Source organism: Hymenobacter glacieicola (assembly GCF_014640315.1).
Taxonomy (GTDB): domain Bacteria; phylum Bacteroidota; class Bacteroidia; order Cytophagales; family Hymenobacteraceae; genus Hymenobacter; species Hymenobacter glacieicola.
On the sequence record NZ_BMGS01000012.1, the window covers coordinates 19,593 to 45,885 of the forward strand.

The 26,293-nt window shown below is 60.5% G+C and carries 23 protein-coding genes; 16 read left to right on the forward strand and 7 right to left on the reverse strand.

Features of this window, described 5'->3' with window-relative positions; genetic code table 11:
• Positions 1–177 precede the first annotated feature (177 nt).
• Positions 178–2,865 (reverse strand): NIDO-like domain-containing protein, encoded by a 2,688-nt coding sequence (locus tag IEW18_RS18650; protein ID WP_188559397.1) that lies wholly within the window; start codon positions 2,863–2,865, stop codon positions 178–180.
• Between the two features lie 360 nt (positions 2,866–3,225).
• On the opposite strand from IEW18_RS18650, the gene IEW18_RS18655 reads away from it, so the two are divergent.
• The 8 genes from IEW18_RS18655 (at position 3,226) to IEW18_RS18690 (ending at position 9,499) form a co-directional block, all read left to right on the forward strand.
• The gene (locus tag IEW18_RS18655) at positions 3,226–4,041 is read left to right on the forward strand and encodes a Rossmann-like and DUF2520 domain-containing protein (protein ID WP_188559398.1); all 816 of its coding nucleotides are present in this window, start codon (positions 3,226–3,228) and stop codon (positions 4,039–4,041) included.
• Between the two features lie 63 nt (positions 4,042–4,104).
• Positions 4,105–4,434, forward strand: coding sequence for a 2Fe-2S iron-sulfur cluster-binding protein (locus IEW18_RS18660; RefSeq protein WP_188559399.1), 330 nt, complete (start codon positions 4,105–4,107; stop codon positions 4,432–4,434).
• Positions 4,435–4,536: 102 nt separating this feature from the next.
• Positions 4,537–4,773 (forward strand): Fe-S cluster assembly protein IscX, encoded by a 237-nt coding sequence (gene iscX, locus IEW18_RS18665; protein WP_125440131.1) that lies wholly within the window; start codon positions 4,537–4,539, stop codon positions 4,771–4,773.
• A gap of 57 nt (positions 4,774–4,830) precedes the next feature.
• On the forward strand, positions 4,831–5,337 hold the full coding sequence (locus tag IEW18_RS18670; RefSeq protein ID WP_188559400.1) for a KdsC family phosphatase: 507 nt from the start codon (positions 4,831–4,833) through the stop codon (positions 5,335–5,337).
• A 108-nt stretch (positions 5,338–5,445) separates the two neighbouring features.
• Complete coding sequence (locus IEW18_RS18675; RefSeq protein ID WP_125421751.1) at positions 5,446–5,640, forward strand: cold-shock protein; 195 nt, start codon at positions 5,446–5,448, stop codon at positions 5,638–5,640.
• A 134-nt stretch (positions 5,641–5,774) separates the two neighbouring features.
• Positions 5,775–6,698, forward strand: a complete 924-nt coding sequence (locus IEW18_RS18680; RefSeq protein WP_188559401.1) for a geranylgeranylglycerol-phosphate geranylgeranyltransferase — start codon at positions 5,775–5,777, stop codon at positions 6,696–6,698.
• Between the two features lie 182 nt (positions 6,699–6,880).
• Positions 6,881–8,140 (forward strand): BamA/TamA family outer membrane protein, encoded by a 1,260-nt coding sequence (locus IEW18_RS18685; RefSeq protein WP_188559402.1) that lies wholly within the window; start codon positions 6,881–6,883, stop codon positions 8,138–8,140.
• A gap of 102 nt (positions 8,141–8,242) precedes the next feature.
• A complete protein-coding gene (locus tag IEW18_RS18690) occupies positions 8,243–9,499 on the forward strand; it encodes a glycosyltransferase family 2 protein (protein WP_188559403.1) in 1,257 nt (418 codons plus the stop codon).
• Here the strand turns inward: IEW18_RS18690 and IEW18_RS18695 are convergent.
• The 3 genes from IEW18_RS18695 to IEW18_RS18705 all read right to left on the reverse strand — a co-directional run bounded on the left by IEW18_RS18695 (position 9,496) and on the right by IEW18_RS18705 (position 12,182).
• Positions 9,496–10,110 carry a class I SAM-dependent DNA methyltransferase gene (locus IEW18_RS18695; RefSeq protein WP_188559404.1) on the reverse strand — a complete coding sequence of 205 codons (615 nt, stop codon included), beginning with the start codon at positions 10,108–10,110 and terminating at the stop codon, positions 9,496–9,498. The two genes, IEW18_RS18690 and IEW18_RS18695, sit on opposite strands and share 4 nt — an antisense overlap.
• On the reverse strand, positions 10,100–10,906 hold the full coding sequence (locus IEW18_RS18700; protein ID WP_229728846.1) for a PIG-L deacetylase family protein: 807 nt from the start codon (positions 10,904–10,906) through the stop codon (positions 10,100–10,102). The genes IEW18_RS18695 and IEW18_RS18700 overlap by 11 nt, the downstream gene beginning before the upstream one ends.
• A gap of 94 nt (positions 10,907–11,000) precedes the next feature.
• Positions 11,001–12,182: an acyl-CoA dehydrogenase family protein gene (locus IEW18_RS18705; RefSeq protein ID WP_188559405.1), complete on the reverse strand. Its 1,182-nt coding sequence runs from the start codon at positions 12,180–12,182 to the stop codon at positions 11,001–11,003.
• 455 nt (positions 12,183–12,637) lie between these two features.
• On the opposite strand from IEW18_RS18705, the gene purH reads away from it, so the two are divergent.
• Positions 12,638–14,173 (forward strand): bifunctional phosphoribosylaminoimidazolecarboxamide formyltransferase/IMP cyclohydrolase, encoded by a 1,536-nt coding sequence (gene purH / locus IEW18_RS18710; RefSeq protein ID WP_188559406.1) that lies wholly within the window; start codon positions 12,638–12,640, stop codon positions 14,171–14,173.
• Between the two features lie 97 nt (positions 14,174–14,270).
• Here the strand turns inward: purH and IEW18_RS18715 are convergent, their stop codons facing one another.
• Positions 14,271–15,551, reverse strand: a complete 1,281-nt coding sequence (locus IEW18_RS18715; protein WP_188559407.1) for a PAS domain-containing protein — start codon at positions 15,549–15,551, stop codon at positions 14,271–14,273.
• Positions 15,552–15,912: 361 nt separating this feature from the next.
• Here IEW18_RS18715 and IEW18_RS18720 point away from each other — a divergent pair, with 361 nt between their 5' ends.
• The 6 genes from IEW18_RS18720 (at position 15,913) to IEW18_RS18745 (ending at position 23,303) form a co-directional block, all read left to right on the forward strand.
• The gene (locus IEW18_RS18720; protein WP_188559408.1) at positions 15,913–16,938 is read left to right on the forward strand and encodes a rod shape-determining protein; all 1,026 of its coding nucleotides are present in this window, start codon (positions 15,913–15,915) and stop codon (positions 16,936–16,938) included.
• Between the two features lie 112 nt (positions 16,939–17,050).
• A complete protein-coding gene (gene mreC, locus IEW18_RS18725; protein WP_188559409.1) occupies positions 17,051–17,977 on the forward strand; it encodes a rod shape-determining protein MreC in 927 nt (308 codons plus the stop codon).
• A 20-nt stretch (positions 17,978–17,997) separates the two neighbouring features.
• The gene (locus tag IEW18_RS18730; RefSeq protein WP_229728848.1) at positions 17,998–18,510 is read left to right on the forward strand and encodes a hypothetical protein; all 513 of its coding nucleotides are present in this window, start codon (positions 17,998–18,000) and stop codon (positions 18,508–18,510) included.
• A 161-nt stretch (positions 18,511–18,671) separates the two neighbouring features.
• Positions 18,672–20,510 carry a penicillin-binding protein 2 gene (gene mrdA, locus IEW18_RS18735; RefSeq protein WP_188559410.1) on the forward strand — a complete coding sequence of 613 codons (1,839 nt, stop codon included), beginning with the start codon at positions 18,672–18,674 and terminating at the stop codon, positions 20,508–20,510.
• A 90-nt stretch (positions 20,511–20,600) separates the two neighbouring features.
• Complete coding sequence (gene rodA, locus IEW18_RS18740; protein ID WP_188559411.1) at positions 20,601–21,899, forward strand: rod shape-determining protein RodA; 1,299 nt, start codon at positions 20,601–20,603, stop codon at positions 21,897–21,899.
• A gap of 45 nt (positions 21,900–21,944) precedes the next feature.
• Positions 21,945–23,303 carry a glycosyltransferase family protein gene (locus tag IEW18_RS18745; RefSeq protein WP_188559412.1) on the forward strand — a complete coding sequence of 453 codons (1,359 nt, stop codon included), beginning with the start codon at positions 21,945–21,947 and terminating at the stop codon, positions 23,301–23,303.
• On the opposite strand, the gene IEW18_RS18750 is transcribed toward IEW18_RS18745, so the two are convergent.
• Together IEW18_RS18750 and IEW18_RS18755 are read right to left on the reverse strand one after the other, a co-directional pair.
• Positions 23,262–24,329, reverse strand: coding sequence for a hypothetical protein (locus IEW18_RS18750; RefSeq protein WP_188559413.1), 1,068 nt, complete (start codon positions 24,327–24,329; stop codon positions 23,262–23,264). The two genes, IEW18_RS18745 and IEW18_RS18750, sit on opposite strands and share 42 nt — an antisense overlap.
• Before the next feature lie 200 nt (positions 24,330–24,529).
• Positions 24,530–25,759, reverse strand: a complete 1,230-nt coding sequence (locus IEW18_RS18755) for a DUF8457 domain-containing protein (RefSeq protein WP_188559414.1) — start codon at positions 25,757–25,759, stop codon at positions 24,530–24,532.
• Positions 25,760–25,793: 34 nt separating this feature from the next.
• Here IEW18_RS18755 and IEW18_RS18760 point away from each other — a divergent pair, with 34 nt between their 5' ends.
• Positions 25,794–26,117: a 2Fe-2S iron-sulfur cluster-binding protein gene (locus tag IEW18_RS18760; protein WP_188559415.1), complete on the forward strand. Its 324-nt coding sequence runs from the start codon at positions 25,794–25,796 to the stop codon at positions 26,115–26,117.
• Positions 26,118–26,293: the final 176 nt, after the last annotated feature.

Genomic DNA, 26,293 nt, shown 5'->3' on the forward strand with positions numbered 1-26,293 from the left:
TTACTAGCTCACATGCAGGGTAGTGTTCTGCCGGCTAAGTGCTCCTGCTAACCCTGAACAAAAGAGGTATATGTAGCGGTGTAAGGTAGAGGTAAGCAGCGCTTGGCAGTAGTAACCAGGCAATAAAAAAGGCGGCCACCTGGGCCGCCTTTTTCTATATCTAAGGAGAAAGTAGTGCTATTTCTGAATGGTTACGTTACCAACCATGTATTCGTTGCCAGCCAGAATCTTCACAATGTACATGCCGTTGGCCAGGTTCGAGAGGTTCACTTTATTCTCGAAGTTGTTCCGGATGCTGGTCGTGTGCACGCGCTGGCCCAGCATGTTCAGCACTTCTACCTGCAGCGGGCCTTTCGTATTCGCGCCCCGCACATCAATAGCCAGCTCGCCTGCCGTTGGGTTCGGGAACATAGTAATGGCGCGCATCAAGGCCTCGGAGGAAGCCGTGATGGTGGAGGAAATGCTGATGTCGTCCACGTAAATGTCGTATTGATCAGCTATGCTATAGGCATGGAAACCCACGAAGATGTTGCCGTCTGCTGCTGGCTTAATAACGGCTACCTGGCCGGCACCAACGCTAGCGAAGGTCGGATTTTGAATGGCTTCGTTCTTCCAGAGCTGTGTGGTTTGGGCCGCCACCGTAGCGGCGGTACCATATGTCACCTCCAGTTTCTCAACGGTAGGATCGGCTGGATCAACCAGCGTTTTATACTTGAAGGTCAACTGGTACTGCGAACCGGCTCGAACGGCCAAAGCCGGCGTGAAAAACCAGTCATTGGCGGCGCTAGTACGGTTCAGATTGTAGCGGTAGCGCATGGCATTAGGAGCTGAAGCGCCTACGGTGCTGTTAGTAATAGGGGCTAGCAGCCAAGTGTTGTTGTCGTTGTTATCATCCACTACCGTATAGCCACAAGGCCGTGTGCCGGTAGCCAGAGCATCAAAGTTCTCTGAATATGGGAAGCTGGCTACCGTTGTGTTAGTGGGGCAGGCGGTAGTAAAGCGCAGAGGACCAAGAAGTGAGCTTTGCTCGGTCGTGCCGCAATTACTGCGGATATACACATCATAAGGCGCTCCGCTAACGAGGCCAGTGAGCGTAATGGCAGGTCCCGTTCCCGTTACAGACGTTCCCGCTGAAGCAGGGTTAAAGCCTGCTGTGCCATATATGATGGTGTATCCGGTGCCACTAGCCGGAACTCCCGTCAGGGTTATGGTAGCTGAGTTAGAAGTAATATTTGAGAAGGTAGCACCCGAAGCAATCGGGCAAGTTAGCTGAGCTCCTACTGTTGCTTCAAGCGCCAGGCGCAGCGGTAAACCGGCACTGCCGGCTTCAGTCCAGCCGCCGGTAGCAAACCTGTAGAAAAACGTATTTGCTCGCAGCGGTACCTCTAACTGATAGCCAAGTTGAGGGTTCGTGTTTTGTTCACGAATGCCAATAAAGTAATTCCCATTAACGGCTATACTGGGTATGGGAACGGTGGCAGTGGTAGCGGCCGTTCCCCGGACCAATACCGGCGAGGAGTATAGTACTGCATTAGGCGTTCCGCCAGCAGTAGCACTAAGTACAACCACCTGATAGTTAGAGGAAGAGGCACTAGTGAAAAAGCCAACCTTCACCTCATTCAGGAAGGTAGCCTGACTGGTAGTATGCTTGGCTACAAACATAAAACCGGCTGATGCCGCCCCAATGCCACTATCGAGTGGCTTCGTTGGGTCAATGAAAGCCATAGTGCCCGCGGTTACTTCCTGCGTGTACGGCAAACTATTGTTCTCATTTCGGTCGTCATTGGCAACCGATACTGTCAGGTTATTTGTACCCTGCGTTAGGGTTGTTGGATACGCATCAAAAGTTACGGTAGTAATAGCTCCGGGAGCCAGCGAGACGACGGTTTTGGTACTGGTAAACGTATTCGCCCCCGTTACCGTCAAGGTAACGGGTAGGTTAGTCAGAGCATCAAGGCCCCGGTTTTGTACGGCTGCAACCACGCTGTGTGGCAAGGAAAACGGAACTGCTAGTTTGCCAAGCGTGTGAATAGTTTGCACGCTGGCATCTTTGGCTTGAGCAGCCGTGAATACGTATGCCAAACCCGAAGCTGGGCGGACTGAGCTACGCACATTGAATACGTCGCCAGTGTAGTTACCCGATAAAAAGGAGGCCGCATTCCAGGCGTCAGTTGATCTTTTTAAAACGGTAACTGTCTGCCCCGGGGCTGGCCCGGAGCCTTTCAAGCCTACCGCCGCGGTGCGTAGGGCGTCGGTAGTGCTGGCGTTGGCCGTAAAGGTGCCGTAGAAGAATACTACCTGGTTGGTGGTTTCATACAGCTTGACTTGGAAGTTGGCCCGGGCATATTGCTTAGTGACCGTGCCACTAGCTTTGTCGCTGACATTCTTCCACTGGATTGTACAAACTCGGTTAGGTGCCGTGCCAGTAGTTGCCACCCGATACTCGGGGGTAGCTGCGGTGGAGCCTTCCAGATCCAGGTTAAAGGGCAGAATCAGGTTGGCTTCGGCGTTATTATCCAACGGACCCTTAAAGGGGCTCTGTGGCCCGTCGTAGAAATAGGGCGCCGCTGGGGCAGTGGTACCCAGCTTCAGGTAACCGTTGGTATTAAGCACGAAGTCCGTGAACGTCTGGCCGTTGTACTGAAAGGAAAAGCCAATCGGGGTAGCTGCCGAGTTAGCGTCATCAGTATTGGGGGTAGCAATGGCAGTTCCGGTGCTGGCCAGGTCCGTATAGGTGCCTGCCCCTATGGCAGAATTAAAGGTCGTATAGGCAAATTGTGCCTGAGCCGACAACGTGCCCACGCTCAGCAAAGCGGCCATAGCCAACTTCTTTGGAGTGAGCAGATTCGGGTAAAATTTCGACATGAAGGAGAAATAAGGTGTGAAAATGAGGAGGACAGGGGCGGGCAGCAGAAGCCCGGGAATCAGATAGGCTTCCCTTTTCAAAGTAAACCCATTTTTGGCGACATCTGATGTAATATTTATTTATTTCTGGTTATTAAACTGCCAATTATGCGCCCGGCAAAGCTTTTAATTGAAATGGCCTAACATCCGGCAAGGCGAATGCCACGGGCAGATTATCTAGCTTCGTCCTACTTACTTGGGCCTGCTGCTCAGCTACGGCCGGCAGAAGCTTCGTTTCAACTGCCGCGCCTGGTACCGTAATTCAGCCTTTATGGTCGTTGCCAACCGGAATCCGGGTTATTTCCTTTGCTCAGTACGTTCATGCTAGCCTACACAATTGTCTTATTAGGAGCCGGCCGGGTAGGGCAACACTTGGGCCCCGCTTTGGCAGCAGCCGGTCACCACGTAATGCACGTGTGGAGCCGGACGCTAGCCGCCGCTCAGCGGGTAGCCGCCAGCATTCCGGGAGCAACTGCCGACACCGAGCTGGCAGCCCTACCCCCCGCTGATCTGTACCTGGTAGCCGTGCCGGACGGCGCCGTGCCTGAGCTGCTAGCCGCGGCTCACCTGCCTGCTGGTGCCCTGGTAGTACACACGGCCGGGGCGCTGGATCTGGCCGTATTCGCAGCCCGTCCCGAGGTGCGCGGGGGCGTGCTGTACCCGCTCCAAACCTTTAGTCCGGGGCGCCACATCAACTGGAAAACGGTGCCGCTGTGCCTGGAGGTAGCCCATGCCACTGACGCCGTCTTACTCGGAAACATAGCCGCTTCCTTGAGCCAGGATGTGCGCTGGGTGGACTCCGGGCAGCGCCTGCAGCTGCACGTGGCCGCCGTCTGGGCTTGCAACTTTCCTAACCACCTGCTCGGCATTAGTCACGCCCTGCTCACGGAGGCGGGTTTGCCGTGGGAACTGCTCCGGCCGCTTATTGAGGAAACCATGGCCAAAGCCCTGACCCAGCCTCCCTTCAGCGTACAAACCGGGCCAGCTATCCGTCACGACCAAGCCACCCTAGCCCGGCACGAAGCGGCCCAGGGCGGCCATCCGGAGTGGCAGGCGTTGTATAAGCACCTGACGGGCAGTATCCAGCAGGTAGCAACCGGGGCAGCGGCAAACAATGAGGCAGGGTTACAGCTTTGATTCGGGTAGCCGTATGACTACCTTCGCACCCGCATTTTTGCCTCGTTCTCCTAGCGTTACGCCGTGAAAGCCGTAAACATCACCTTTAAGTTTCAGGACGGCCAGCCCGACCAGACCCACGTGGCCGCTCAAGGCGAATCGGTGCTGGATGTGGCCCTCAACAACAATATTCAGCTCCAGCACAACTGTGGTGGAGTATGCGGGTGCAGCACCTGCCACGTCTACATTCTGCAGGGCGAAGACGACCTGCCCGAAATTTCGGACAAAGAAGAAGACTTTATTGACCGGGCCGTGAACCCGCGCATCAACTCCCGCCTGGGCTGCCAGTGCGTGGTGCAGGGCAATCAGGATGTCGTTGTCCTCATTCCGGCTCAGGAGTTTTTGGGCCACTAAGTTTTAAGGTAGCTGAATGTGAAAAAAGGCTATTGAAGACTACGAAGCCTATCCGTATGTTCACATTCAGTTTATTCCTCCCCATTCTTCACCCTTCCCCAGATGAACCATTTCGAGCCCCCAATTAAGTGGAGCGACCATGAGGATATTGCCATGGCGCTGTACGAGAAGTTTGGCGACGACTTCAGTGAGGCCAAGATTTACCGTATTCGTTTCACGGAGCTGCTGGAGTGGGTGCTGAGCCTGCCCAACTTCGAGGGTACCCGCGAGCAGGCTACGGAAGGGCACCTAGAGCAAATCCAGGCCAAGTGGGTGTATGAGTGGCGCGACAACCAATAGCGCCCACCCGCCGCTGTTGCGGCGTCCTTTACCCCTTATTGCTTCGCTCTTGCTAGTATGACTTCACTTTCTACCCCTCCCAATTTATCGGCCATTAAGGCGTTTATATTCGATGTGGACGGGGTGTTTACCGATGGCACCCTGCTGGCCCTCAACTCGGGCGAGCAGGCCCGGACCTTCCACATTCGTGACGGGTTTGCCGTGCGCCACGCCTTGGCCAAAGGCTACCGGATTGCCGTTATTTCGGGCCGGGAAGAGGAAGGGGTCCGCAAGCGCCTGGAATCCTTGGACGTGCGCGACATCTTTCTGGGCGTTGATGACAAGATGAAAATCTTTAATAACTACATCAACACCTACCGCCTCGACCCCAGCCACATTGCTTACATGGGCGACGACGTACCCGACATGGAGGTAATGCGCCGGTGCGCCGTGGCCGCCTGCCCCGCCGATGCCGCCGCCGATGTGCACGCCATCAGCAACTATACCGCCGCCCGGCCCGGTGGCCACGGAGCCGTGCGGGAGCTGATTGAAGCCGTGCTCAAAGCCCAGAATATGTGGCTGTAAGATTACCCGTAGGGCAGTAGTTGCACTTCACGGGAGTAGAGTTGTGCTTTTCTAAAATCCCTCTATATTTACCCCCACCATCTTTCACCTTATTTTTTTTCTTTTTACATGAAAACAGGAACCGTAAAATTCTATAATGAGTCGAAGGGCTACGGCTTCATTACGGAAGACGGTACGAAGGAAGATTTCTTCGTCCACATTACCGGCCTTAACGGGGGCCAGATCCAGCAGAATGACCGCGTAGAGTTTGACACTCAGGAAGGCCGTAAAGGCGTTAACGCGGTAAATGTGAAGAAACTGTAAACCGCGCGTTTACTTAGGTTTTTAGCATACGTGGAAAGCCTCTTCCGAATTCGGGAGGGGCTTTCTTATGTGGGTTTCGTGGGGGTAGTGCATCTTTGCGCATGCCGGCCTGTGGTGTTGCTGGGTTTCCAAGAATGTCTGCTTTCTATAGTTCTGCTTTCCGCGCCCTGCTGGGGTCGTCATCGGCCCCGGAGCCGGGCAGCTGGCAGCAGCTGGCCCGCTTGGTACGCCTGCCCAACCTCCTGATTATGGGGCTGTGCCTGGTGCTGGTCCGCGCCTGTTTGCTGCTGCCGGCCGCTCCGTGGCGGCAGGTGCTGGCGCCCTCATTTGGCCTGCTGGTGCTGGCCTCATTGAGCGTAGGGGCCGCCGGCTACATCATCAATGACTACTACGACGTCAAGATTGACGCTATTAACCGGCCCGGGCGACTGGTAGTAGGCCGGGTAGTAAACCGCCGCCACGCCATGTTGGCTCATGTGCTGCTCTCGGGCCTGGGAGTGGTAGTAAGCGGGGCCTTGTCGCCTTTGCTGGGCTTGGTAAACCTGGGGTCGGCGCTGCTGCTCTGGGGCTATTCAGTGCGGTTTAAACGGGTAGCCCTGGTCGGTAATATCAGCATTGCCACCCTCACGGCCGCGCTGGTTCTGCTACCCGAATTACAAATCCAGACGGGCACCAGCGCCGTGTGGGGCTACGCGCTGGCGGCTTTTTTGCTCACGGCCGTCCGCGAAATTGTGAAGGACGTGGAGGATATGCGCGGCGACGCCCAGCACGACTGCCGTACCCTACCCATCGTGTGGGGAGTGGCGCGCACGAAATGGGTGGCGGGCTTTTTCCTGGGCTGTCTGGGCTTACTTCTGCTAGGTGCTAGCTACAACGCCGTGGTTACCAATCGGTTTCTGCTGGCCGCGTGGTTGCTGGGGTTGGTGTTGGCACCGCTGGTAGGGCTAGGGTACAAGCTGCGGCGGGCCGACCGCAAGCGGGATTTTACCCACCTCAGCGCCTGGTGTAAGTGGATTATGCTGGCCGGGGTGCTGTCGATGACAGTGGTAGCTAGTTAAAGGCCGGAGCGTAAAGCTGCGCGGGTTCAGAAAACCTGCCCGGAGCCGAGACAACCGCAGGGGCTACTGTTCCGTTAGCTTTCTTACCGATAATGGCTGGCCGCCTAACCAGCCAATGCCGCTGACTAACAGCCGGTATATGTTGGTTGCCGAACCTTATTCCTGACTCCAGCCATCCACGTATGCGCTTTCTCTACCCGCTGCTAGCTCTCAGCACGCTGGCCGCCTCCACTGCCCAGGCGCAGTCCGTTTCCGCTACCCACGATTCGGCCGCGGCCCTGGTTGCCTTAGCCCCTGCTGCCCCCGCCCCGAATGAAGTTGCTGCCGGTGCGCCCGTGGGCCTGAACCGCGCCCTGGCACCCACAGCGCCTATTAAGCTTACCCCCGACGACCCCGATAAGCCCAGCTTTATTCCGGTGCCCATTGCCTTCTACCAGCAGGAAACCGGCTTCGCCGGTGGGGCTGCCATTTTGCCGGTGTGGCGTTTCGGTGATGATACCACAGTACGCAAATCCAACGCCCGCCTGATTGCCTGGATTTCCCAGAAAAAGCAGACTACCGTTCAGCTGACGCACACCATCTTCACCAAGGAGGAAAAATTCTTCTTCTCGGGCGAGTTGAGCTATTATGATCTGGCATTCAACTACTACGGCATCGGCAACGATACCCGCAAAAGCGACGAGTCGCATATTCAGTATCCGTTGTGGGTGTTCGACGAGAAAGCCCTGATTAAGGTAGTGCCAAACCTGTTTGTGGGCGTGCGCTACCGGTTCACCAACTTGGGTGAAGTAAAGCTCAAAGACAACGAAGGGAATACAGCTCCCTACTACGCCCTCAGCAGCAAGGAGCGGAACGGCTATACCACCTCCGGAGTCGGGCCAGCCCTGCTCTACGATGGGCGCGACAATGTGCTGGCTACTTACCGTGGCAGCTTCGTAGATGCGCACATGCTGTTTAATGGCGGTGGCCTGGGTAGCGACTACAAGTTTACCCGTTACATGGTGGATGCCCGGCATTTTGTGCCGCTTTTTGGCTCCAACAACAGCATTCTGGCCGCACAGTTTCTGGGCCAGTACCACACGGGCAGCGTGCCCTTCCGCGAGCTAGGCGGCATGGGGGCTACCCTCGGCGGCTCCCTATATAACAACGCCTACCTGATGCGCGGGATTTACGAAGCCCGCTTCCGCGACCGGCAGTTCTCCACGTTCCAGGCTGAACTTCGGCAGAAGCTGTTCTGGCGCTTTGATGGGGCCCTGTTCGGGGCCGTGGGCCAGGTGGCACCCCGCCTCGGCGACTACACCTTCGATGATATGAAATACGCCGGCGGCGGGGGCATCCGGTTCCGCTTCAACCGCCGCGACCGGCTCAACATCCGCCTGGACTATGGCGTGGGCTCGGGCGGTAACTCCGGTATCATCTTCGCTGTCGGCGAGGCTTTCTAGCTCTTTTACCCGCGCCTCCGGCCGGGACCAGCTCGCAAGTGCAGTCAGGATAGGATTTCCTGCGTTGCGAGCTGGTCCCGGCCGGAGGCGCCTTCTTTACCCATGGCATCACGTTCATTTAAAACCGCGGTTCGTGTAGTTACTACCAGCAAAAAATCGGGGCGAGCTGACCGCATCACCAATTTTCAGGAAGCGGCTCATCACGCCATGTGGCGCGCTTTACCTCTGCCCGCCCGGGGCGTACAGGCCAGCGTTATCATTCCAGCCAAAGACGAGGCCGTGAACCTGCCGGCTACCTTAGCAGCCCTGGCCGCCCAAACGGATCTGCACGGACAGGCGCTGCTGCCGCATAGCTTTGAGGTGCTGGTGCTCGCCAATAATTGCCTCGACCACACGGCGCATGTCGTGCGCGAGTTTGCCGCGCGGCACCCGCGCCTGCGCCTGCACATAGCGGAAGTAACCCTGCCCAAAGAACAGGCCCACGTGGGGCAGGCCCGGCGCCTGCTCATGGATGAAGCCTGCCGGCGCCTGGAGCAAGGCGGCCATCCGCGGGCCTTTATTGCCAGCACCGACGCCGATACGCGCGTGTCGCCCACTTGGCTGATTTCCATTGCGGCGGAGCTGGCCACCGGGGTTGATGCCGTGGGAGGGCGCATTCTGATGGATAACGCCGACCCTACTTGCCCGGTGCGCCGGTGTCAGCTGCGCGACGCGGCCTACTACCTGCTGCGGGCTCGCCTGGAAGACCACCTGGACCCCGCGCCCTACGACCCCTGGCCACGCCATCACCAGCACTTCGGAGCCAACCTGGCCCTGACGACGCGGGCTTACCGCCATGTGGGTGGGCTGCCGGTGGTGCCCTACCTGGAGGATGAGGCCCTGGTACAACGTCTGGTTCACCACGATTTGCACCTGCGCCACAGCCCCGCCGTGAAGGTTTATACCTCTGGGCGGCAGCAAGGGCGAGTGGCCGTGGGGCTCTCGTGGCAGTTACGGCAATGGGCCGAGTTGCAGCAAGCCCAGCGCGAGCCACTAGTCGATAATCCCCAGCGGCTGCAAGCCGAGTGGCAGCTGCGGGCCCAACTGCGCCGGTTATGGAAGCAGCACAGCGCGGGTACCTTGCGGGCGTTGCCAGCCTATCCGACGGCAACTGGCTTGAGCCGAGCCGCCCTACGTCGCGAAATAACCCGGGCCGGCAGCTTTGGTCAGTTGTGGGAAAAAATACGAGGTCGGTTTCTGGTTCAATGCTGTGGCTGCTGGCCCGCCGTTCCGTTGTCAGTAGCCATCCGGATGCTGCGGGAACAGGTTGCGGCTCTGGAAAGCAGCCCGCCGGTAGCTGCGGGTCACCTGTGCATTTAAAGGCTGCCCGTGGCCTCCAGCAGGTCCAGGCGGTACTGCTCGTACCGTTGGCCGGCTACGTGGCGCAAAGGCCCGTTCGGCTGGGCTTTCGCGAGGAAAAACTCGTGCACGGCGTCACCCGTGAGGGGGTAGTCGTGTACGGGCGGGGTCCAGTGAACTAGCAGTAGGTGCCCGCCGGCGGCAAGGGAGCCCAGCAGCTGTCCGGCCGCCCGCTCCAGGTCCGCCGGGCTCCAGTAGTATCCTACCTCCGAAAGCACAACTAGGTCGAAAGCTGAACCGGTAGGAAATTCCTCGGGCACCCGCAGGCACCGGAACTCTACCTGGGGCAGGTGGGCGCAGCGCTGCCGGGCCCGGACCAGCGGTGCTTCGGCCACGTCGACCGCCAACAAATGGCCACAGCGGGCCGCTAATTGCTCGGTTAGCACCCCCAGGGAGCAGCCTATTTCGAAGGCCCGCTGGTAGTGCGCGCGCGGCAAGGCAGCTAGGGTAGTGGCGTATTTTTCCCGCTCGTAAGGGCTGGTTTCAAAATGCCACGGATCAGTATTGGCGCGGTACACTTCGGCAAAGTAAGCGGGCGGCAGGGTGTGGGGTTGGTTCGGGTTAGGAATCATGGGTAGGGTACGGTAACAGCCCGGAGTGAAGAGCGTCCTGAGGGTGCGGTGCTTCCAGATACACTTCCGTCGGGGCCGTGAAATGAGCCAGCATGGAAGGCGCCAGCGTAAAGCCCGTGGGGTCATCATGGATAGGGGAGCCGGGCAGTTGGGAGCGGTGGGCGGCAATAGCGCGCTGCTTCTGCTCGAGTACGGAACGAATATCGAGTTGCCAACCAACTACCTCCTGGGGTTGCGGCCACTCGGCGGGCGTTGCTCGTTCCCAGGCCCACACCACGTACTCCAGCCGCCGCGGAGCACCGGGCAAGCCGACCAGCGCGGCGGCTACCAATTGGCTGGTGGCCCGATGGTCGGGGTGAGGGTCGCGGCGCCAGGGCACGAGCAGGGTAGCCGGCTGGTGCTGGCTCAGAAACTGCTGCAACTGTTGCACGGCCGCGAAGCCGGCGGGCGAATCGGGTAGCGGTACCTGGCTGTCGGGCAACTGCAAGGTGAGCAAGGCAGCGGGCTCAACTCCCAATATATGCAAGGCATCACGCAGCTCCTGTTCGCGCAGGGCCTGCCGGGCCGCGGGCGGAAATGCCCGGGAGTTCGGGTGCGACATGGTGCCGTCGCTGACCAGCACGCACCACACGGGCTGCCCCGCCTGCCGCAGCAGAGCCAGTAGCCCGCCGCAGCCCAAGGATTCGTCGTCGGGGTGGGGGGCTACTACCACCGTAGGCCCCAGCGTAGCAGCAGTAGCCGCCGGCCGGATGGGGTAACCAAGAAACGGGGAAGTTGAAGCAGACTGAGCAGTCAAAAGGAGAATAGAATAAGGCGTACTCGAATACAGAAAACCAAGAGCTGGAACGACACGCTACGGCTAAAACACGCGGCCACCACCAGCTTACCCGCTATGCCCAGAGTTGATAGGCGGGAATATCGTGGGCCAGGGCGTAGCGGCCTGCGTCGGCCAGAACGGCATCGGAGGCGGGCTGGCGCAGGTAGTGGGTAAGGTCGCGGTGGAGGCGTTCGAACGGCTCGGGCCGGAGCAGGCCGCGGGCTCCTACGCAGCGCTCGGCCAAGGTGAGCAAGCGCAGGCAAAGGTCTTCTACCACGGAGCGCATGAGATTGGCGTGGGCCACGGTGGCTTCGGTATGGCTGGGCAGGGTAGAGCTGGTGGCGGCTCCTGGGCGCTTCACAAACTCGGCGGCGGCCCGTAGCCAATGCTGGCCCGTGGCAATCAGCATGCTCATTTCGCCGAGGCGCTGGCGCTGGTAGGGGTCGTCGGTTCGGCCCATTGCGCGCAGAAACCGGGTAGTCTCGTCGAAAATAGCTTCCGCTCCGCCTACCTGCACCGCCGCAAACCGGATGGCCCCACCACTAAACCACGGCTGCTGGTAATAATCGCCGGGCTTGCCCAGCAGGTCGGCGGCATCCAGTTCCAGCCCGCTCAGGTTTACCTGGAAGCTAGCGGAGGCGCGCATGCCCAGGGGCCGCCAGAAGTTGGTATTGTATTCGGGCTGCTGCAAATCAAGCGGCAGAATCAGCATTTGCCAGCCCCCGTCGGGCAGGGCAGCCGTGAGCAAGGGGCGGGTGACGTGTCCGGCCCCCGAGCCAAATGTTTTGCTGCCCTGCAAGCGGAACCGGCCATTGGGCAGGGGCTCTAGCCGGGCTCCATTCTCGGCCTCCGTATTCCACACGCCAAACAAATGGCCAGCCAGCACGTCGGCCGCCCAATGGCGGATCTGGTCGGGGCGCCCAAAACGCTGAAAAAGCTGCAGGGCATTCACGTGCCCTTCGTAGAGGCGACCCACGGCCAGGTTGCCCCGCCCAATATGGCGCAGGGTGCTCAGCAGCGCATACACTTGTTTCTTTTCACCTAGGCCGCTGCCGCCCAGGGTAGTAGCAAGCGGGGCCGCCAGCAGGCCGGCTTCGCGTAGCCACTCAAACTCCTCCGTCGGAAACCCGCCCTCGTAGTCAGAGGAAGGAGCCTGCTGAAAAAGACGTGGGGCAAGCGCCAGGGCAGCTGCTTCCGCCGCCACCGGAAGTTGCTGCCGTGATGAGGGCGAAATAGCCAAAGTTGAGCTAGACATAAGACGGTGCTAACAGATACGGTTGAGTTACCTCTACTTTAATTGTCGAGCTAGCGTTTTGTTATGGATAGGAAAAAAAGAGTCAGCCGGGCCAGGCTAACACGGCTGAAAAGCCCAGCAAACAGGCCCCGTTGCGGCACCGGGAAAGCGGCACCTACCCAGCAGCAAGTGCCAGACTGGAGCCGGCTTTCTGGATGCGCCGCAAAACGGCAGCTGCTTTCAGTGCCATCTGGCAGTGGTAAGGGGGCTTGCCGGCGGCTGAAAGCGGACGAAGTGTTGGGGCTGTTTTCGCTTCGCCTACTGAAGCGTAGTTCCTGCTCATGCTCTCCGTATTGCTCTTTTCCTCGAATGAGAATCCGGGAGCTGGCTGGCCCGTAACAATTCCGTAACCTCCCTCTGCAAGGGCGTGCCTACCTTCGCGGCGCGTTTCACCACTTCACCAACTCTCGCTCGTCATGTCGCAGCCTATTCGTTCCGCCCTCGTTTCCGTCTATTACAAAGACCGCCTGGAGCCCTTGGTAGCGCTGCTGAAAGAGCACGGCGTGACTATGTACTCCACGGGGGGTACCCAGCAGTTTATTGAGGAGCAGGGCGCGCCGGTTACGGCCGTGGAGAGCCTGACGGGCTTCCCGGCCGTGTTTGGGGGGCGCGTAAAAACCCTGCACCCGAAAGTGTTCGGGGGAATTCTGCACCGCCGCCACGAGGCCAGCGACTTGCAGGAGGCCGAGCAGCACCAGATTCCGCCCATTGACCTGGTAATTGTGGACCTCTATCCTTTTGAGGAAACCGTGGCCAGTGGGGCCGCCGAGCAGGACGTTATTGAGAAGATTGACATCGGCGGAATCTCGCTGCTGCGGGCCGCGGCCAAAAACTTCCGCGACGTGCTGGTGGTCAGCAGCCGCGACCAGTACGCGGCCGTAACGGAGCTGCTGCAAGCCAAGGGCTGCGCCACCGACCTGGAAGACCGTCGCCACTACGCCGCCGCCGCCTTCGAGGCTACCTCCCACTACGACACCCAGATTTTCAGCTACATGGCGCAGGGCACGGCGCTGAGCGGCGCTAGTCTCAAGCTTAGCGAAAAGCCGGCTACCCCGCTGCGCTACGGCGAGAATCCCCACCAGGCCGGCACCTTCTACGGCGACTTAACGGCCCTCTTCGACCAGCTCCACGGCAAGCAGCTCAGCTACAACAACCTCGTGGATGTGGACGCGGCCGTGCTGCTCATGCAGGAATTCGCGGCCGAGGGGCCCGCCGCCTGTGCCATTCTCAAGCACACTAACGCCTGCGGGGTAGCCCAGGCCGAAACCCTGCGCGAAGCCTACCTCAATGCCCTGGCTTGCGACCCGGTGTCGGCTTTTGGGGGCGTACTCATCGTGAACAAACCCGTGGACGTGGCTACTGCCGAGGAGCTGAACAAGCTGTTCTTTGAGGTGCTGATTGCGCCCGAATTTGCGCCCGAAGCGCTACCCATTCTGCAGAGCAAGAAAAACCGTATTCTGCTGCGCCAGAAGCCCGTTGCCTTCCCCACCAAGCAAGTAAAAACGCTGCTCAACGGCGTTATTGAGCAGGACTTCGACCAGGTAGTAGAAGGCGCGCAGCAGTTCCGGACCGTTACCGAATCAGCCCCGACGGCCCAGGAGGTAGCGGCGCTGGAGTTTGCCCTCAAAATCTGCAAGCATACCAAGAGCAACACCATTGTGCTGGCCCGCGCCGGGCAACTGCTCGCCTCTGGGGTTGGCCAAACCTCGCGGGTGGATGCCCTGCGCCAGGCCATTGACAAGGCCCGCGCTTTCGGCTTCGATCTGCAGGGAGCCGTTATGGCCTCCGATGCCTTTTTCCCCTTCCCCGACTGCGTGGAAATTGCTGGCGAAGCCGGCATCCGGGCGGTGGTGCAGCCCGGCGGCTCCATTAAAGACCAGGACAGCATTGCAGCCGCCAATCAACGGGGCATGGCCATGGTGCTGACGGGCGTGCGGCACTTCAAGCACTAAGCCGCCGCTACTTTTCTTCCCGGCCTGAACCTCACCCGCCGCCGTCAGCTACCTCCTCATTTCCGGGGCAGCGGGCGGCGGCGGGTGAGTTACGTACTTATTGCTCCAGCACCTGGGCGCACGGGGTGTGCACAACGCCCTGCACGCGCTGGGGCTGATAAAACTCATTGGTAACGAGCTTACCGCTCAGCACCGCGGGATGCACTGTGCCATCGGGCCACAGGGTGCGCAGGGAGTGGGCGGGCAGGTTGCCATGTTGGGTGGCCCGCTCCAGCGCCGCCTGGAGGGGGGCGCAGTCATCAGGGTGAATAGCCGTCAGCAGCAGCTCAAGAGGTAAGGTTTCTGCTTCCGTGGCGGGCCAGCCAAAGCAAGCCCGCGCCTGGGCGTTGCAATGGAACTGGTTCGTGACGACGTCCCACCACCACAGGCCGGTGCTGGTAGCAGTTAGGACCAACTGTAGTTGCTCTTCGCACTGAAGGCGGCGCTGCTGCTCGCGCTTCTGGTCTGAAATATCCCGCCACAACACGTGCAGCAGCAGCTCCCCATCCGTCTTGATGGGCGTGAGTACGGCTTCCACCCACATGTACTCCCCGGATAGGCGGCATAGCACGCCTTCACAGCGCTTGGAGCCCGATGTCAGGGCTGCCGCTACCGATTCCTGAAAGTAGGTGGCTGAGCGTAAGCCGGGCCGTTGCTCTTCCGGAGCGAGGTCCCAGGGATAGTGACCCAGAATCTGGCTTTTGTCGGTGGCACCGAGTAGCTCTAACACGGCTGCGTTGCAATCCACGAACTGCTCGTTCTGCATTAGCGCAACGGCATCGGTACTCTGCTCAAACAGGCGCCGGAATTTCTGCTCGCTGGCGGCCAGCACCAGGGCTACCTGCCGCGCATCTGTAATATCGAGCAGGGCCAGCAAGCACTGCTGCTCGCCTGCTGGGGAAGCGACCAGGGTACTTTCCAGCTGCACCGTCAGCGACTTGCCAATGGCCGTGCGCAACGTTACTACCCCGCTCTGCGGCAGGCTAGTTGCCAGCATCTGCCCGAACAGGTACAGGAAATCCCAGCGCTGAATGGGCTCTACGAGCGTAGCAAAGGCAATTCCCGTCAGCTGACGCGGGTCTTGGTCGAGCAGGGTGCCGGCCTGTTGATTAAGCTCCAGAATAGAGCCGTCGGAACTGAGGGTGCAATAGGCCACCGGTGCCTGTTCGTACAAGCGCCGGTAATGAGCTCGGGCTGCCTCAGCCGCGGAGCAGGTGTGCCGCAGCTGCTCATAGCGCTCCGCCAGCGCCGCGTACGACAGCGCATCGGGGGCGGAAGCAGGGGCCGGGGCTGGGGAAGGCGAATGGTTGGTCGGGGAGGGAGGGGTAGTGCGACGCATAAAACGTAAGGCAGACCACTGGTGCGGAGTTGAGCAAGCGTGGGCTGCCTGAGGGAATGAGGCAGGTGAGGCGAGTATAAGTAACTAAACGCCAGCAGCGTTTACGGGAGCGGCGCGCGGCAATTCCCTTATAATATAGGGCATAGCAGATAATATTGCAGCGCTGAAAAGGCCGGAATTCAGCAGCAACTGTACGAACTCCAGCCCTGTGTACGTTAGGCCTGCCCTGCGGGGTGCCGCGTTGCCTGGTGTTTTGCCGGGCCGGGGGAGGGGAGCATCGGCCTTCGCTGAAACTTGCTTACTTTTGCCCCCACTTTTGACGGGCGCAACCAGCCCGTTCTCATTTACTTGCCGTTACTCGATGGGTTTCTTTAATTTTCTGACCAGCGACATTGCCATTGACCTGGGCACGGCCAACACCCTCATCATTCACAACGATAAAATCGTGGTGGATGAGCCGAGCATCATTGCCAAAGACCGCACGACCAACAAGGTAATTGCCGTGGGGCGGCAGGCGCAGCAGATGCACGAAAAAACCCACGACAACATTAAAACCATTCGGCCCCTCAAGGACGGCGTAATTGCCGATTTCCACGCCGCTGAGGAGATGATCAAGGGCATGATCAAGATGATTGACACCCGGACGCGGCTGTTTCAGCCCTCGCACCGGATGGTCATCTGCATTCCCTCGGGCATTACGGAGGTAGAAAAGCGCGCCGTGCGCGACTCGGCCGAGCACGCCGGGGCCAAGGAAGTCTGGATGATTCAGGAACCCATGGCCGCCGCCATCGGCATCGGCATCGACGTGGAGCAGCCCGTGGGCTCCATGATTATCGATATTGGCGGGGGCACCACCGAAATTGCAGTAATTGCCTTGTCGGGCATCGTCTGCGACCAGTCCATCAAAACCGCCGGCGACGTCTTCAACCAGGACATTCTCGACTACATGCGCCGCCAGCACAACCTGCTGATCGGGGAGCGGAGCGCCGAACGTATCAAAATTGAAGTAGGCGCCGCCCTCACGGAGCTGGAAGTAACGCCCGCCGACTTTGAAGTGCGCGGCCGTGACCTGATGACGGGCATTCCGAAAGTAATCAAGGTAACGTCCTCGGAAATTGCCATTGCCCTGGATAAATCGGTGGCGAAAATCGAGGAAGCCGTGCTGAAGGCGCTGGAAATCAGCCCGCCCGAACTCTCGGCCGACATTTACGAAAACGGCATTCACCTGACCGGCGGCGGCGCCCTGCTGCGCGGCCTCGATAAGCGCCTGGCGGCCAAAACCAAGCTGCCCATCCACATTGCCGAGGACCCGTTGCGCGCCGTGGTGCGCGGTACCGGCGCTGCCATCAAAAATATTCCCGCTTTCCGCAGCGTCCTGCTGACGTAATGTAGAGGAGCTAGAAGCTAGAAGTTAGGAGCTAGGAGCGACAGAGGTAACAGACAGCTGACTTCTTGGCTCCTAGCTTCTGACTTCTAGCTTCTGACTCCTAGCTTGTTCCATGAATAATCTCCTCTCCTTTCTGTTTCGCTACCGGGGTATCCTCGTGTTTGCGTTGCTGGAGGTGGCGAGTTTATATCTGCTGATTCGGAATAGTACCTACCAGCGGGCGGCGTTTTTCAACTCCTCGAATGCCTACATCGGGCAGGTGCTGGACTGGCGCACCCAGGTGCAAGATTATTTTCGGCTGATTGAGGTGAACCAGGGCCTGATGAAGGAAAACGCCCTGCTGCGCGAGCAACTCTACCCCCCTGACCGAAGCAACCGTCAGGCCGATTCGCTACCGGTCAGTCCGGACAGCCTTACCCAGGCGCGGCTGGCCCAAGCGGGCCGCCCCGATTCTTTGCTGCTGGGGTTGCGCCAGTTGCCCGCCCACGACCCCGACTACCCCTTGCTGCCCGCCCGGGTAGTCAGCGGTACCCTGCGCCGCGTGGATAACTACCTGACCTTGAACGTGGGCACCGCTGATGGCGTGAAGGAAGGCATGGGGGTCGTGTCGGCGGCTGGGGTGGTAGGTCGGGTAAAGGTTGCCTCTGAGCATTATACCACCATTACGTCCGTGCTGCACTCCAAAACGCGCATTTCCGCCCGCATCCAGCGCGACGGCACCATTGGCACCATTCGCTGGCTCGGTGAAGATCCTACCCACGTGCTGCTCGATGAAGTGCCCCGCCAGAATAAGCTCGTGCGCGGCGACACGGTGGTAACGTCGGGCTACAACGCCGTATTTCCGGAGGGCGTGCTCATTGGCACCATTGATGGCTTCGTGAAGGAGCCGGACAAAAACTTCTGGACGGTGCGAGTAAAACTGGCCGTGGATTTCTCGCGCCTGATTTACGTGTACCTGGTCACGAGCCGGCCCAAAGTAGAGCGCGACACGGTGGAGGCGCGGGCAGGGGTATTGCCGGAAGGGGAGGTGAAGCCATGAGGGGCGGCGTACTTGGTATTGTGTGGCAGTTACTGCGCGGCGTGGGCTACGTGGCCCTCTACGTGCTGCTGATTAGCGGCACTGATTTCGTACTCTTCAACCTGGGCTGGTGCTTTATTTACCTGGGTTTTCTGCTGTTTCTGCCCATTGCTACCCCCATTGTGGTGCAGCTACTGCTGGGCTTTGTTACGGGCGTTACCCTGGATATTTTCTTTGATACCGGGGGCGTGCACGCCGCCGCCGCCGTGCTGCTGATGTACCTACGGCCCTGGGTGCTGCGCCTGCTCACTCCCCGCGACGGTTACGACACCCAAGACTCGGTGAACATTCACCAGATGGGCTGGCAGTGGATGGTGGTATACCTGGCTATGCTGACGGCCATGCACCACGCGGCTTTCTTCCTGCTGGAACTCGGCTCTTTTCAAGTACCAGGCATTACGCTGGCCAAAATCGTGGTCAGCACCCTGTACACCGGCCTCACCCTGCTGATTATCCAGCTGGTGTTTTTCCCTACCCGCCGCAGAAACAGGTGAGATGGTGAGGTGGTGAGTTTGACGTTCTGATTGCACCTGTGGCGCAGTCTGCGCAGACAGAACGCAAACTCACCACCTCACTATCTCACCACCTCACCATGTAGTATCTTTGCAAATCCGGCGCGGGAGCCGGAACTGATTACCTCTCAGATTTTTCTGCTTTGCAATACCTCGAAGGCCGCAAGTACGTAGTCCAGGCAATTTTCCTGGCCGTCGCGCTGGTGTTTGCGACGCGCCTCTTCTACATCCAGGTGCTGGACGGCAGCTACAAGCTGGCCGCCGACCGCAACACGCTGCAGCGCATTGTGCAGACGCCCTACCGGGGCCTCATCTACGACCGGAAGGGACAGATTCTGGTGCAGAACACGCCCGTGTACGACCTGATGGTGACGCCCCGGGAAGTAAAGCAGCTGGACACGGTGCGTTTTGCCCAACTGCTGCAACTGCCCCTGGAAGAAGTGCGCGCTTCCCTGAAAGCGGCCCGGGCGTTTAGCCGCGTGAAGGCCTCGCCGCTGCTCCAGAACCTAAGCACGCCCGAGCTGGCCGCCATCCAGGACAACCTCATTGACTTCCCCGGCTTTAGTATCAAATCGCGGATGGCCCGTTCGTACAACACCCACTCCATGGCCCACGCCCTGGGTTACGTGGGCTCTATCACGCCGGCCTTTCTGGAGAAACCCAAGTACGCTAAATACCAGCCCGGCGAGTTTCTCGGGATTACCGGGCTGGAGTCGTACTATGAGGAGCAGCTCATGGGCCGGCGCGGCGTGCAGTACCGCATGGTGAACGTGCGCGGCATTGAGAAGGGCGCTTTCCGCGGCGGCGAGTTCGACACCCTGTCCGTGGCCGGGCAAGACCTGCACCTGAGCATCGACTCCGAGCTGCAGGCCTACGGGGAGCTGCTGATGCAGGGCAAGCGGGGCTCCATTGTGGCCCTGGACCCCAAAACCGGCGAGATTCTGGCCTTTGTGTCGGCCCCGATGTTTGACCCGGCCACGCTGTCGGGCAAGGGCATGGGCAACCGCTACATGGAGCTGCTCAACAACCCGGAGCGCCCCCTGTTCAACCGCCCTCTGATGGCTACCTACCCGCCCGGCTCCGTGTTTAAGCTGGTGAATGAGCTGGTGGCCCTGCAGATGGGCGTGGTACTACCCAACACTGGCTTTCCGTGCAACCAGCGGTTGGTGCGCTGCACCCACAACCACGAGTACCCTAGCAACGTGGGCATTGCCATTAAGAACAGCTGCAACCCCTACTTCTACCAAGTGATGCGGGCGGCCGTGATGCGCGGCCGCTCCACCAACCGCTTCGAGGATGCCCGCCTGGGCTTGGGCGAGTGGCGCCGGCAGGTGATGAAGTTCGGCCTCGGCGACCGGTTGGGGGTAGATATGTCCCAGGAAAAGAAAGGCCTGATTCCTTCCCCCGATTTCTACGACAAGCGCAACGGCTTTCACCGCTGGAATTACCGAACGGTATACTCCCTGAGCATTGGCCAGGGCGAAATCGGGATTACGGGCCTGCAGATGGCTAATGTGCTGGCTACCATTGCCAACCGCGGCTACTATTATACGCCTCATTTCGTGAAGAGCGTGGGGCAGGGCGGGCCGCTACCCCAGTTTCGGGAGCGGCACACGGTGGGCGTCGATCCGGTGCACTTTGAGGCCCTGATTCCGGGCATGCAGGCGGTAGTGGACGGGCGCGGCGGCACCGGGAACCTGGCTTCGCTGGCCGAGTTTGGCATTTCGGTAGCGGGCAAAACCGGTACCGTGCAAAACCCCCACGGCGACGACCACGCCACCTTTGCCGCCTTCGCCCCGGCCGAAGACCCCAAAATTGCCATTGCCGTCTTCATCGAAAACGCCGGCTTCGGGGGCACTTCCGCCGCTCCTATGGCCGCCCTGATGATGGAAAAGTACCTGCGCGGCAACATTGCCCCCTGGCGCAAACGGTGGGAGTTCTGGCTCCAGGGCCCCGCCGAAAAATTCGTCCGACACCGTTAACTGTGTCATTCCGACCGGAGAGAGGAATCTGGAATAAGCCGCAAATGGTACACCCAGATGCCTTTCTCCGGTCGGAATGACAGTTTCTATATGCCCACTTCTCCCGCCCGGTATTCGCGTAGCATCGACTGGCCTACCGTCCTGATTTATCTGCTGATGGTTGGGCTGGGCTGGCTGAACGTGTACGCGGCCAGCTACTCGCCCGACGCCCCGGCCAGTCCGCTCAGCACGCTGGGCTTCCAGGACTTGATGGCCTTTAACTGGTTTAAGCAGATTCTCTGGATTGGCACCGCCATAGTCCTCATCGTGATTCTGCTGGTCGTCGACTACAAGGCGTACGATACGTTTGCCTTCGTTTTGTACGGGGTAATGATTGCCCTACTGGTCGTGACGCCGTTTATTGCCCGGCCCATTGCCGGCTCCCGCTCCTGGCTGGAAATTGGGCCCGTGCGCCTGCAGCCCGCCGAGTTTGCCAAGTTCATTACTGCCCTGGCCGTGTCGCGCTACATGGCGGGCATCAACTTGCGCCAGCAAAACTTCCGCGACCAGCTGGTGCTGGCTGGCCTGACGCTGCTACCCCCGCTGCTCATTATTGCTGCCAACGAAACCGGCCAGGCGCTGGTGTTCGGGGCCTTTCTGCTGGCGTACTTCCGGGAGGGGATGTCGCCCCTGATTTTGCTGATTCTGGCCGCTGCCGGCCTGATTCTGATTCTGGCTTTGCTGGTACCCAAGCTCTGGCTGATTGGGGCCTTCACGGTTATTCTGGGGCTGGTTTTTGCCTTCAACGTGCGCGTGTTGCGCCATCACCTGGTGTTGGCCCTGAGCGTGTGGGCGGTGGTAGTTGGTATGGTGTTCGGGGTCGACTTCTTTTTCAACAACGTGCTGCAGCCCCACCAGCGCAAGCGCATCGAGGTACTGATCAATCCTTCAGCCGACCCGTTGGGGGTAGGCTGGAACGTCACGCAGTCGAAAATTGCCATTGGCTCGGGTGGGCTGGCCGGCAAGGGCTTCCTGCAGGGCACCCAAACCAAGTTCGACTTCGTGCCCGAGCAAAGCACCGACTTTATTTTCTGCACGGTAGGCGAGGAGTGGGGCTGGGTCGGGAGCATGGTTACCATCATCCTGTTCATGGCCTTGCTGGCCCGCACGCTCTACGTGGCCGAGCGGCAGAAATCCGTGTTTGGACGCACCTACGGCTACTGCGTGGCCAGCATTATCTTCTTCCACTTCTGCGTCAACATCGGCATGACCATTGGGCTGGCGCCGGTGGTGGGCATTCCGCTGCCCTTCTTCAGCTACGGCGGTTCTTCGCTCTGGTCCTTTACCACCTTGCTCTTCATCTTGCTGGCCATTGATGCTTACCGCAAGCAGGACCTGGAGCGCTATTAATAGGTAGCGTTGGTTCCGTGGCTAAGCCGTAGCAACTTGCACCCCATGAAGCAGCCCGCCTCCCCGCGCAATACTGGCCGCGTGCCCGCGTGGGTGTGGGCTTCACTATTGGTGCTGCACGCGGTAGCCCTGGGGTGGCAACTTCACTACCGGCAGCCTCTTTTCCCTGATTCCGGCCGGTACGTGGAAGCGGCGCGCAACCTGCACACCAGCGGGGTGTTGTACGCGGAGCCGCTGCCCGCTGCCCCGCTGCGGCTCCAGGAGTACAGTATTCGTCCGCCGGGCTACCCCGTGCTACTGCTACTGACGGGCGGAACCCAGGCCGCTACCTCGCTGCCGGTGGCTACGCTGCTGCTGCAGAACGTGCTAAGCCTGGTGAACCTGGGGGTGGTGTTGCGCTGGCTAGCCCGGAAAGGCCTGCGCCATAAGCAGTGGGCCGTGGTGCTCCTGCTCATCATGACGGCCCCGGCCCAGGTTATCTACGCCAACGTAGTGATGAGTGAGCTGCTGCTGCAGACCGCTATTGTTGTGCTATGGGCGGCGCTCGTAAGGTTTTGGCAGCCCACCCGACAGGCGCGGTACTTCGCCGGGGCGGCCCTGGCGGCGGCGGCGGCCCTCCTCATCAAGCCAGTTTTCTTTCCCGCCGCAGCCCTGCTGCTGGGGGTAGGAGCTGTGGTAGGATGGCAGCAGAAGCGGCCGTTGCTGGTGGTCTGGGGCGTTGTGCCCCTGCTGGTGGCGTTGCTCTGGATGGGGCGCAACGAGGCGCGCACCGGCTACTTTCACTTTTCCAGCATTGCCGAGATAAATCTGCTGCGCTACAATGCGCGGGGCGTATTGCAGGCAACCGAGGGACCTGTGGCGGCAGAACGTTTCGTGCGCGGGACGGTAGCTGCCAGCCAGCAGCTGCCTGGTTTTCGGGAGCAGCAGCAGTACATTCAGCGGGCCAGCGTAGCGGTGCTTTGGCGCCATCCGGTGGCTTATGCTGCGCAGCACCTGCGCGGGATGGTCAGCTTTTTCCTGGACCCGGGCCGATTTGATATGGTGTACTTTCTGGGCCTGCCGGATTCAACCGGGCCTGGCTTGCTGCAGCGCCTGAATGAGCAAGGCTACCGCGCCATTCCCAGGTATCTGCCCCAACTACCCGGGGGTTTGGTGGCGGGCCTGCTGTTGATACTGCTGGCCAATGTGGCGCGGCTGGTTCTGGCCCTACGCTTCCTGCTGCAGCCGGACGCAGGCAATGCGGCGGCACGCTGGGGGGTAGTAGTCATTATTGGGTACGTTGCCCTGCTGACGGGGCCGCTGGGCGCTTCCCGGTTTGCGGTGCCAGTCCTACCCCTGCTGGTGGCTGCCGCTGGGGCCGGACTAACCTACCCGCTCAGGCTCAGCAGTAGACGCACGGCTTAGCCAGTGAAAAAGCGGCAGGCGGGTTATAATCAGGGCGAAGGCAACGGCGAAAACGGGCGCGGCCAAGTAGCCCATTCGCCCCAGGTCGCCGGACAGGACCATGTGAGCCGCCACCACCGCCAGCAGCCCGGCCGCCGGCCAGCCCAGGGGCGGTAGCCAGGCGTGGCGCGCGGCTTGGGTGCGCAGCCCGGGTAGGAGCGCCAGGCTGAAAAACCCGAAAATGCTAAAGATTTCCCCGGCTCCTTTCACCGAAAACAGCCGGTGCAGGGAGTACACAAGGTTTTCCAGGTGGGCCAGGGCGTTGTGGAGGCTCTCGGCGGGTGGGGCGCCTACCTGAACTTCAATCCAGTGGCGCAGCCCCAGCGCTACTGCCCCGCCAACGGCCAACCAGCCCAGCTGTGCCGGCCAGCGCAAGGCCCGCTGCCCGAATACCAGCAGCCACGGCACCAGAAACACAAACGACTCCTTGGCGTGCGGCCCCAGCAGCAGCACCGCCACCAGGGCCGCCGCGGAGCCACTGCGTGCCCCGTAGAAAGCCAGGGCAAACACGAGCAGGTATAAGCTATCCACCAAGGGTAGGCCGGCCGAGTACACGGCCCATCTGCTCGTCAGTACGGCTGCCATGGCCAGGGCAGCCGCCGGGGGCGCGGCCCCGTACAGCAGGCCGGTCCGAAACAGCACCAGCCCAAAGCCCCCCATCAGCAGGCAGTTGACCACGTAAAACCCCAGGCGTAAGGGCCACTCGCTGGCCGCCCGCTGGGGCCAGATGTGGGCGTACACCTTTTCCAGGGGCCAGGCCACGGCCGCGGCTACCCAGGGCACCAGCACCCGGTAGCGCCGGGTAACGCTCACGCCCGCAAACTCCCCGCGCGCAATGCGCAGGTAGCTGCGCGTGTCCAAAGAGTGGGAGAAGTCGTAGTGCACGTACATGGTGTAGGCCGGTCCGGCCACCAGCCCCAGCGCCAGCACGTACACCAGCAACCACCGGGGCCAGCGCAACGCCAAGAAGCGGGAGGAAGCAGGCAAACCAGACAACATACAAGGCGCGTAACGGCGGGCAGCTCCCGCCTGAAAAATAAAACTCGAGGCTGGGTCTGACCGCACCCCGCAAGCAGCAGCGGCCGGCCGACGTAATGCCAACCGGCCGCTGTGGGGTAGTAGAGCCAGACCTGAAATTACAGTCCAATCGAAAGTCTAGGCCAAGCTATGGCCTCCCGATGGGGTACCTAGTTACTGAACTTGCGCTCGATAAGCTTCAGAAGCTTGTTGATGTGCTCATCCTTGCGCACCCAGCCGTACTGCTCCATCAGGTTTTCCGTGACGTAGCGCTTGGCGGTGCTGGCATCGGGCAGGGTGTCTAGGTGCTGAATGGCAGCGTGGTACTCCATGTTTTCCCCGTTGAACAGCTCGTTAATAAAGCTGAAGCGCTGGTTGATGGAAATGGCTTCGCGCAAGGATTCTACCCGGGGGGCTTTCTCAGCCAGGGTGGCGCTGGAGCGCTCCTGGCGCAGCGTCTCGCTTAAGCTGGGCGCCGCCGGCTGTTCGGCCTTGAGCTTCTCATACAACGGCACTGCCCCACCAGCCGCCGGCTCTACCAGTGGCCGACGAGGTTCCACCGGGGCCTCGGGCGTCGGCTTCGGTGCCGGTGCCGCCGCCGGTACGGCCGCCGTGGCTGCCGCTACGGGAGCTGGCGTGGGTTCCGGTACGGGCGGTATTGGCGGGGTAGAGGCGGGGGCGGCAGTCATTACTGGTGCGGGCGGCGCCACTTGAACCGGCGGCGCTGCTGGCGGGGTTGCCGGTGCAGGCGCTGCTTCCGTAGCAGCCGGCTCTTCGTACAGCTCCTTCTCCGTCAGCGGAAGCAGCACGTTAAACGACTCTAGCACGGCAGCCAGCGGCTGCAGCTCCGCGGCGCAAGCCTCCTCGTGCAGGCGGAAGCGGCTCACCAGATAGTCGCGCTCCTGTTCCTGCTGGGCCGGCAAAGTGGTCAGGAAGCTTTCAAAAACGGGCTTGTTCAGGTCGATATAGCGCAGGCCTTCGCGCAGCTGCTCGGGCGTGCAGGTAGTAGCCTCGCCCAGCAGCTTATGAATGAAGACTTCCGTGGGAGCCAGCGCCCCGCCCAGCGTGTCGGTAATGGCCTGGGCCAGCAGGGGCTCAAACACGGGCCGACTGAGCTTGATGCGGCGCGAGAGAATGTTCATGAACTGCGTAAGCGCCTGCCGCACATCAGCGTCCTCAAAGTCGAAATAGGGGCTGCGCAGCTTGGTCATTTCCGCCGTCCACTTGCCCAGCAGCTGCTGCACAACGAACAGGTTGACCTGCCGGATAGGGGTGAAGCGCAGTACCGCCGGCCCATCCAGGGTAGCCGTGGGGCGGGCCCCAAAGTGCTGGTCGCAGAGCAGCGAAGCCAGCAGGCGGCCGTATTGTTCACGCTTGGCGTGGCTATATTTGGTCTTCATGAAAAGCCTGATTCAACGGGCAATTTAGGGAAAGATGCCCACTCTACTTGTGCAAAATCTGCCCGGCAAGCCGATTCCGGTGGCGGCCGGTGCTACCTTGCTGGCCGCCGTGCAAGCCGCCGGCCACGACTGGCTCCACGCCTGCGGGGCCCGGGGCCGCTGCACTACCTGCCGCCTGCAGGTTGTCAGCGGCCTGGACCTGCTAACGCCGCCCACCGAGCCGGAGTTGCGCTACCGGGCGGCCGGGCGGCTGCTGCCCACCGAGCGCCTTACCTGCCAGACGCGCCTACTCGCCGGCGAAGTCACGGGCCGCGTGCCCGAGGCCACCAAGCTGCCCCACATGCTGTACACGGAGTGATACGGATGCGACATTGTTTCTGAAACAGCAACAAGTGCCCGTATCCGACCAGCTCTGCCGGGCGCTGGAAAAAGGGGATAAAATTTAGCTGGTCTACAACGCAGAGGCTGAGCTGTTAAGCATGACAAAGCTGTAAGCAGAGGCTGGCCAGCGCGGCAGTAGCTTGCCCGGCCGGT

Coding starts and splice junctions, on each gene's coding strand:
- IEW18_RS18650 (WP_188559397.1), bottom strand. CDS start 2,865: ATGTCGAAATTTTACCCGAATCTGCTCACTCCAAAGAAGTTGGCTATG.
- IEW18_RS18655 (WP_188559398.1), top strand. CDS start 3,226: ATGCTAGCCTACACAATTGTCTTATTAGGAGCCGGCCGGGTAGGGCAA.
- iscX (WP_125440131.1), top strand. CDS start 4,537: ATGAACCATTTCGAGCCCCCAATTAAGTGGAGCGACCATGAGGATATT.
- IEW18_RS18670 (WP_188559400.1), top strand. CDS start 4,831: ATGACTTCACTTTCTACCCCTCCCAATTTATCGGCCATTAAGGCGTTT.
- IEW18_RS18675 (WP_125421751.1), top strand. CDS start 5,446: ATGAAAACAGGAACCGTAAAATTCTATAATGAGTCGAAGGGCTACGGC.
- IEW18_RS18680 (WP_188559401.1), top strand. CDS start 5,775: ATGTCTGCTTTCTATAGTTCTGCTTTCCGCGCCCTGCTGGGGTCGTCA.
- IEW18_RS18685 (WP_188559402.1), top strand. CDS start 6,881: ATGCGCTTTCTCTACCCGCTGCTAGCTCTCAGCACGCTGGCCGCCTCC.
- IEW18_RS18690 (WP_188559403.1), top strand. CDS start 8,243: ATGGCATCACGTTCATTTAAAACCGCGGTTCGTGTAGTTACTACCAGC.
- IEW18_RS18695 (WP_188559404.1), bottom strand. CDS start 10,110: ATGATTCCTAACCCGAACCAACCCCACACCCTGCCGCCCGCTTACTTT.
- IEW18_RS18705 (WP_188559405.1), bottom strand. CDS start 12,182: ATGTCTAGCTCAACTTTGGCTATTTCGCCCTCATCACGGCAGCAACTT.
- purH (WP_188559406.1), top strand. CDS start 12,638: ATGTCGCAGCCTATTCGTTCCGCCCTCGTTTCCGTCTATTACAAAGAC.
- IEW18_RS18715 (WP_188559407.1), bottom strand. CDS start 15,551: ATGCGTCGCACTACCCCTCCCTCCCCGACCAACCATTCGCCTTCCCCA.
- IEW18_RS18720 (WP_188559408.1), top strand. CDS start 15,913: ATGGGTTTCTTTAATTTTCTGACCAGCGACATTGCCATTGACCTGGGC.
- mreC (WP_188559409.1), top strand. CDS start 17,051: ATGAATAATCTCCTCTCCTTTCTGTTTCGCTACCGGGGTATCCTCGTG.
- rodA (WP_188559411.1), top strand. CDS start 20,601: ATGCCCACTTCTCCCGCCCGGTATTCGCGTAGCATCGACTGGCCTACC.
- IEW18_RS18745 (WP_188559412.1), top strand. CDS start 21,945: ATGAAGCAGCCCGCCTCCCCGCGCAATACTGGCCGCGTGCCCGCGTGG.
- IEW18_RS18755 (WP_188559414.1), bottom strand. CDS start 25,759: ATGAAGACCAAATATAGCCACGCCAAGCGTGAACAATACGGCCGCCTG.
- IEW18_RS18760 (WP_188559415.1), top strand. CDS start 25,794: ATGCCCACTCTACTTGTGCAAAATCTGCCCGGCAAGCCGATTCCGGTG.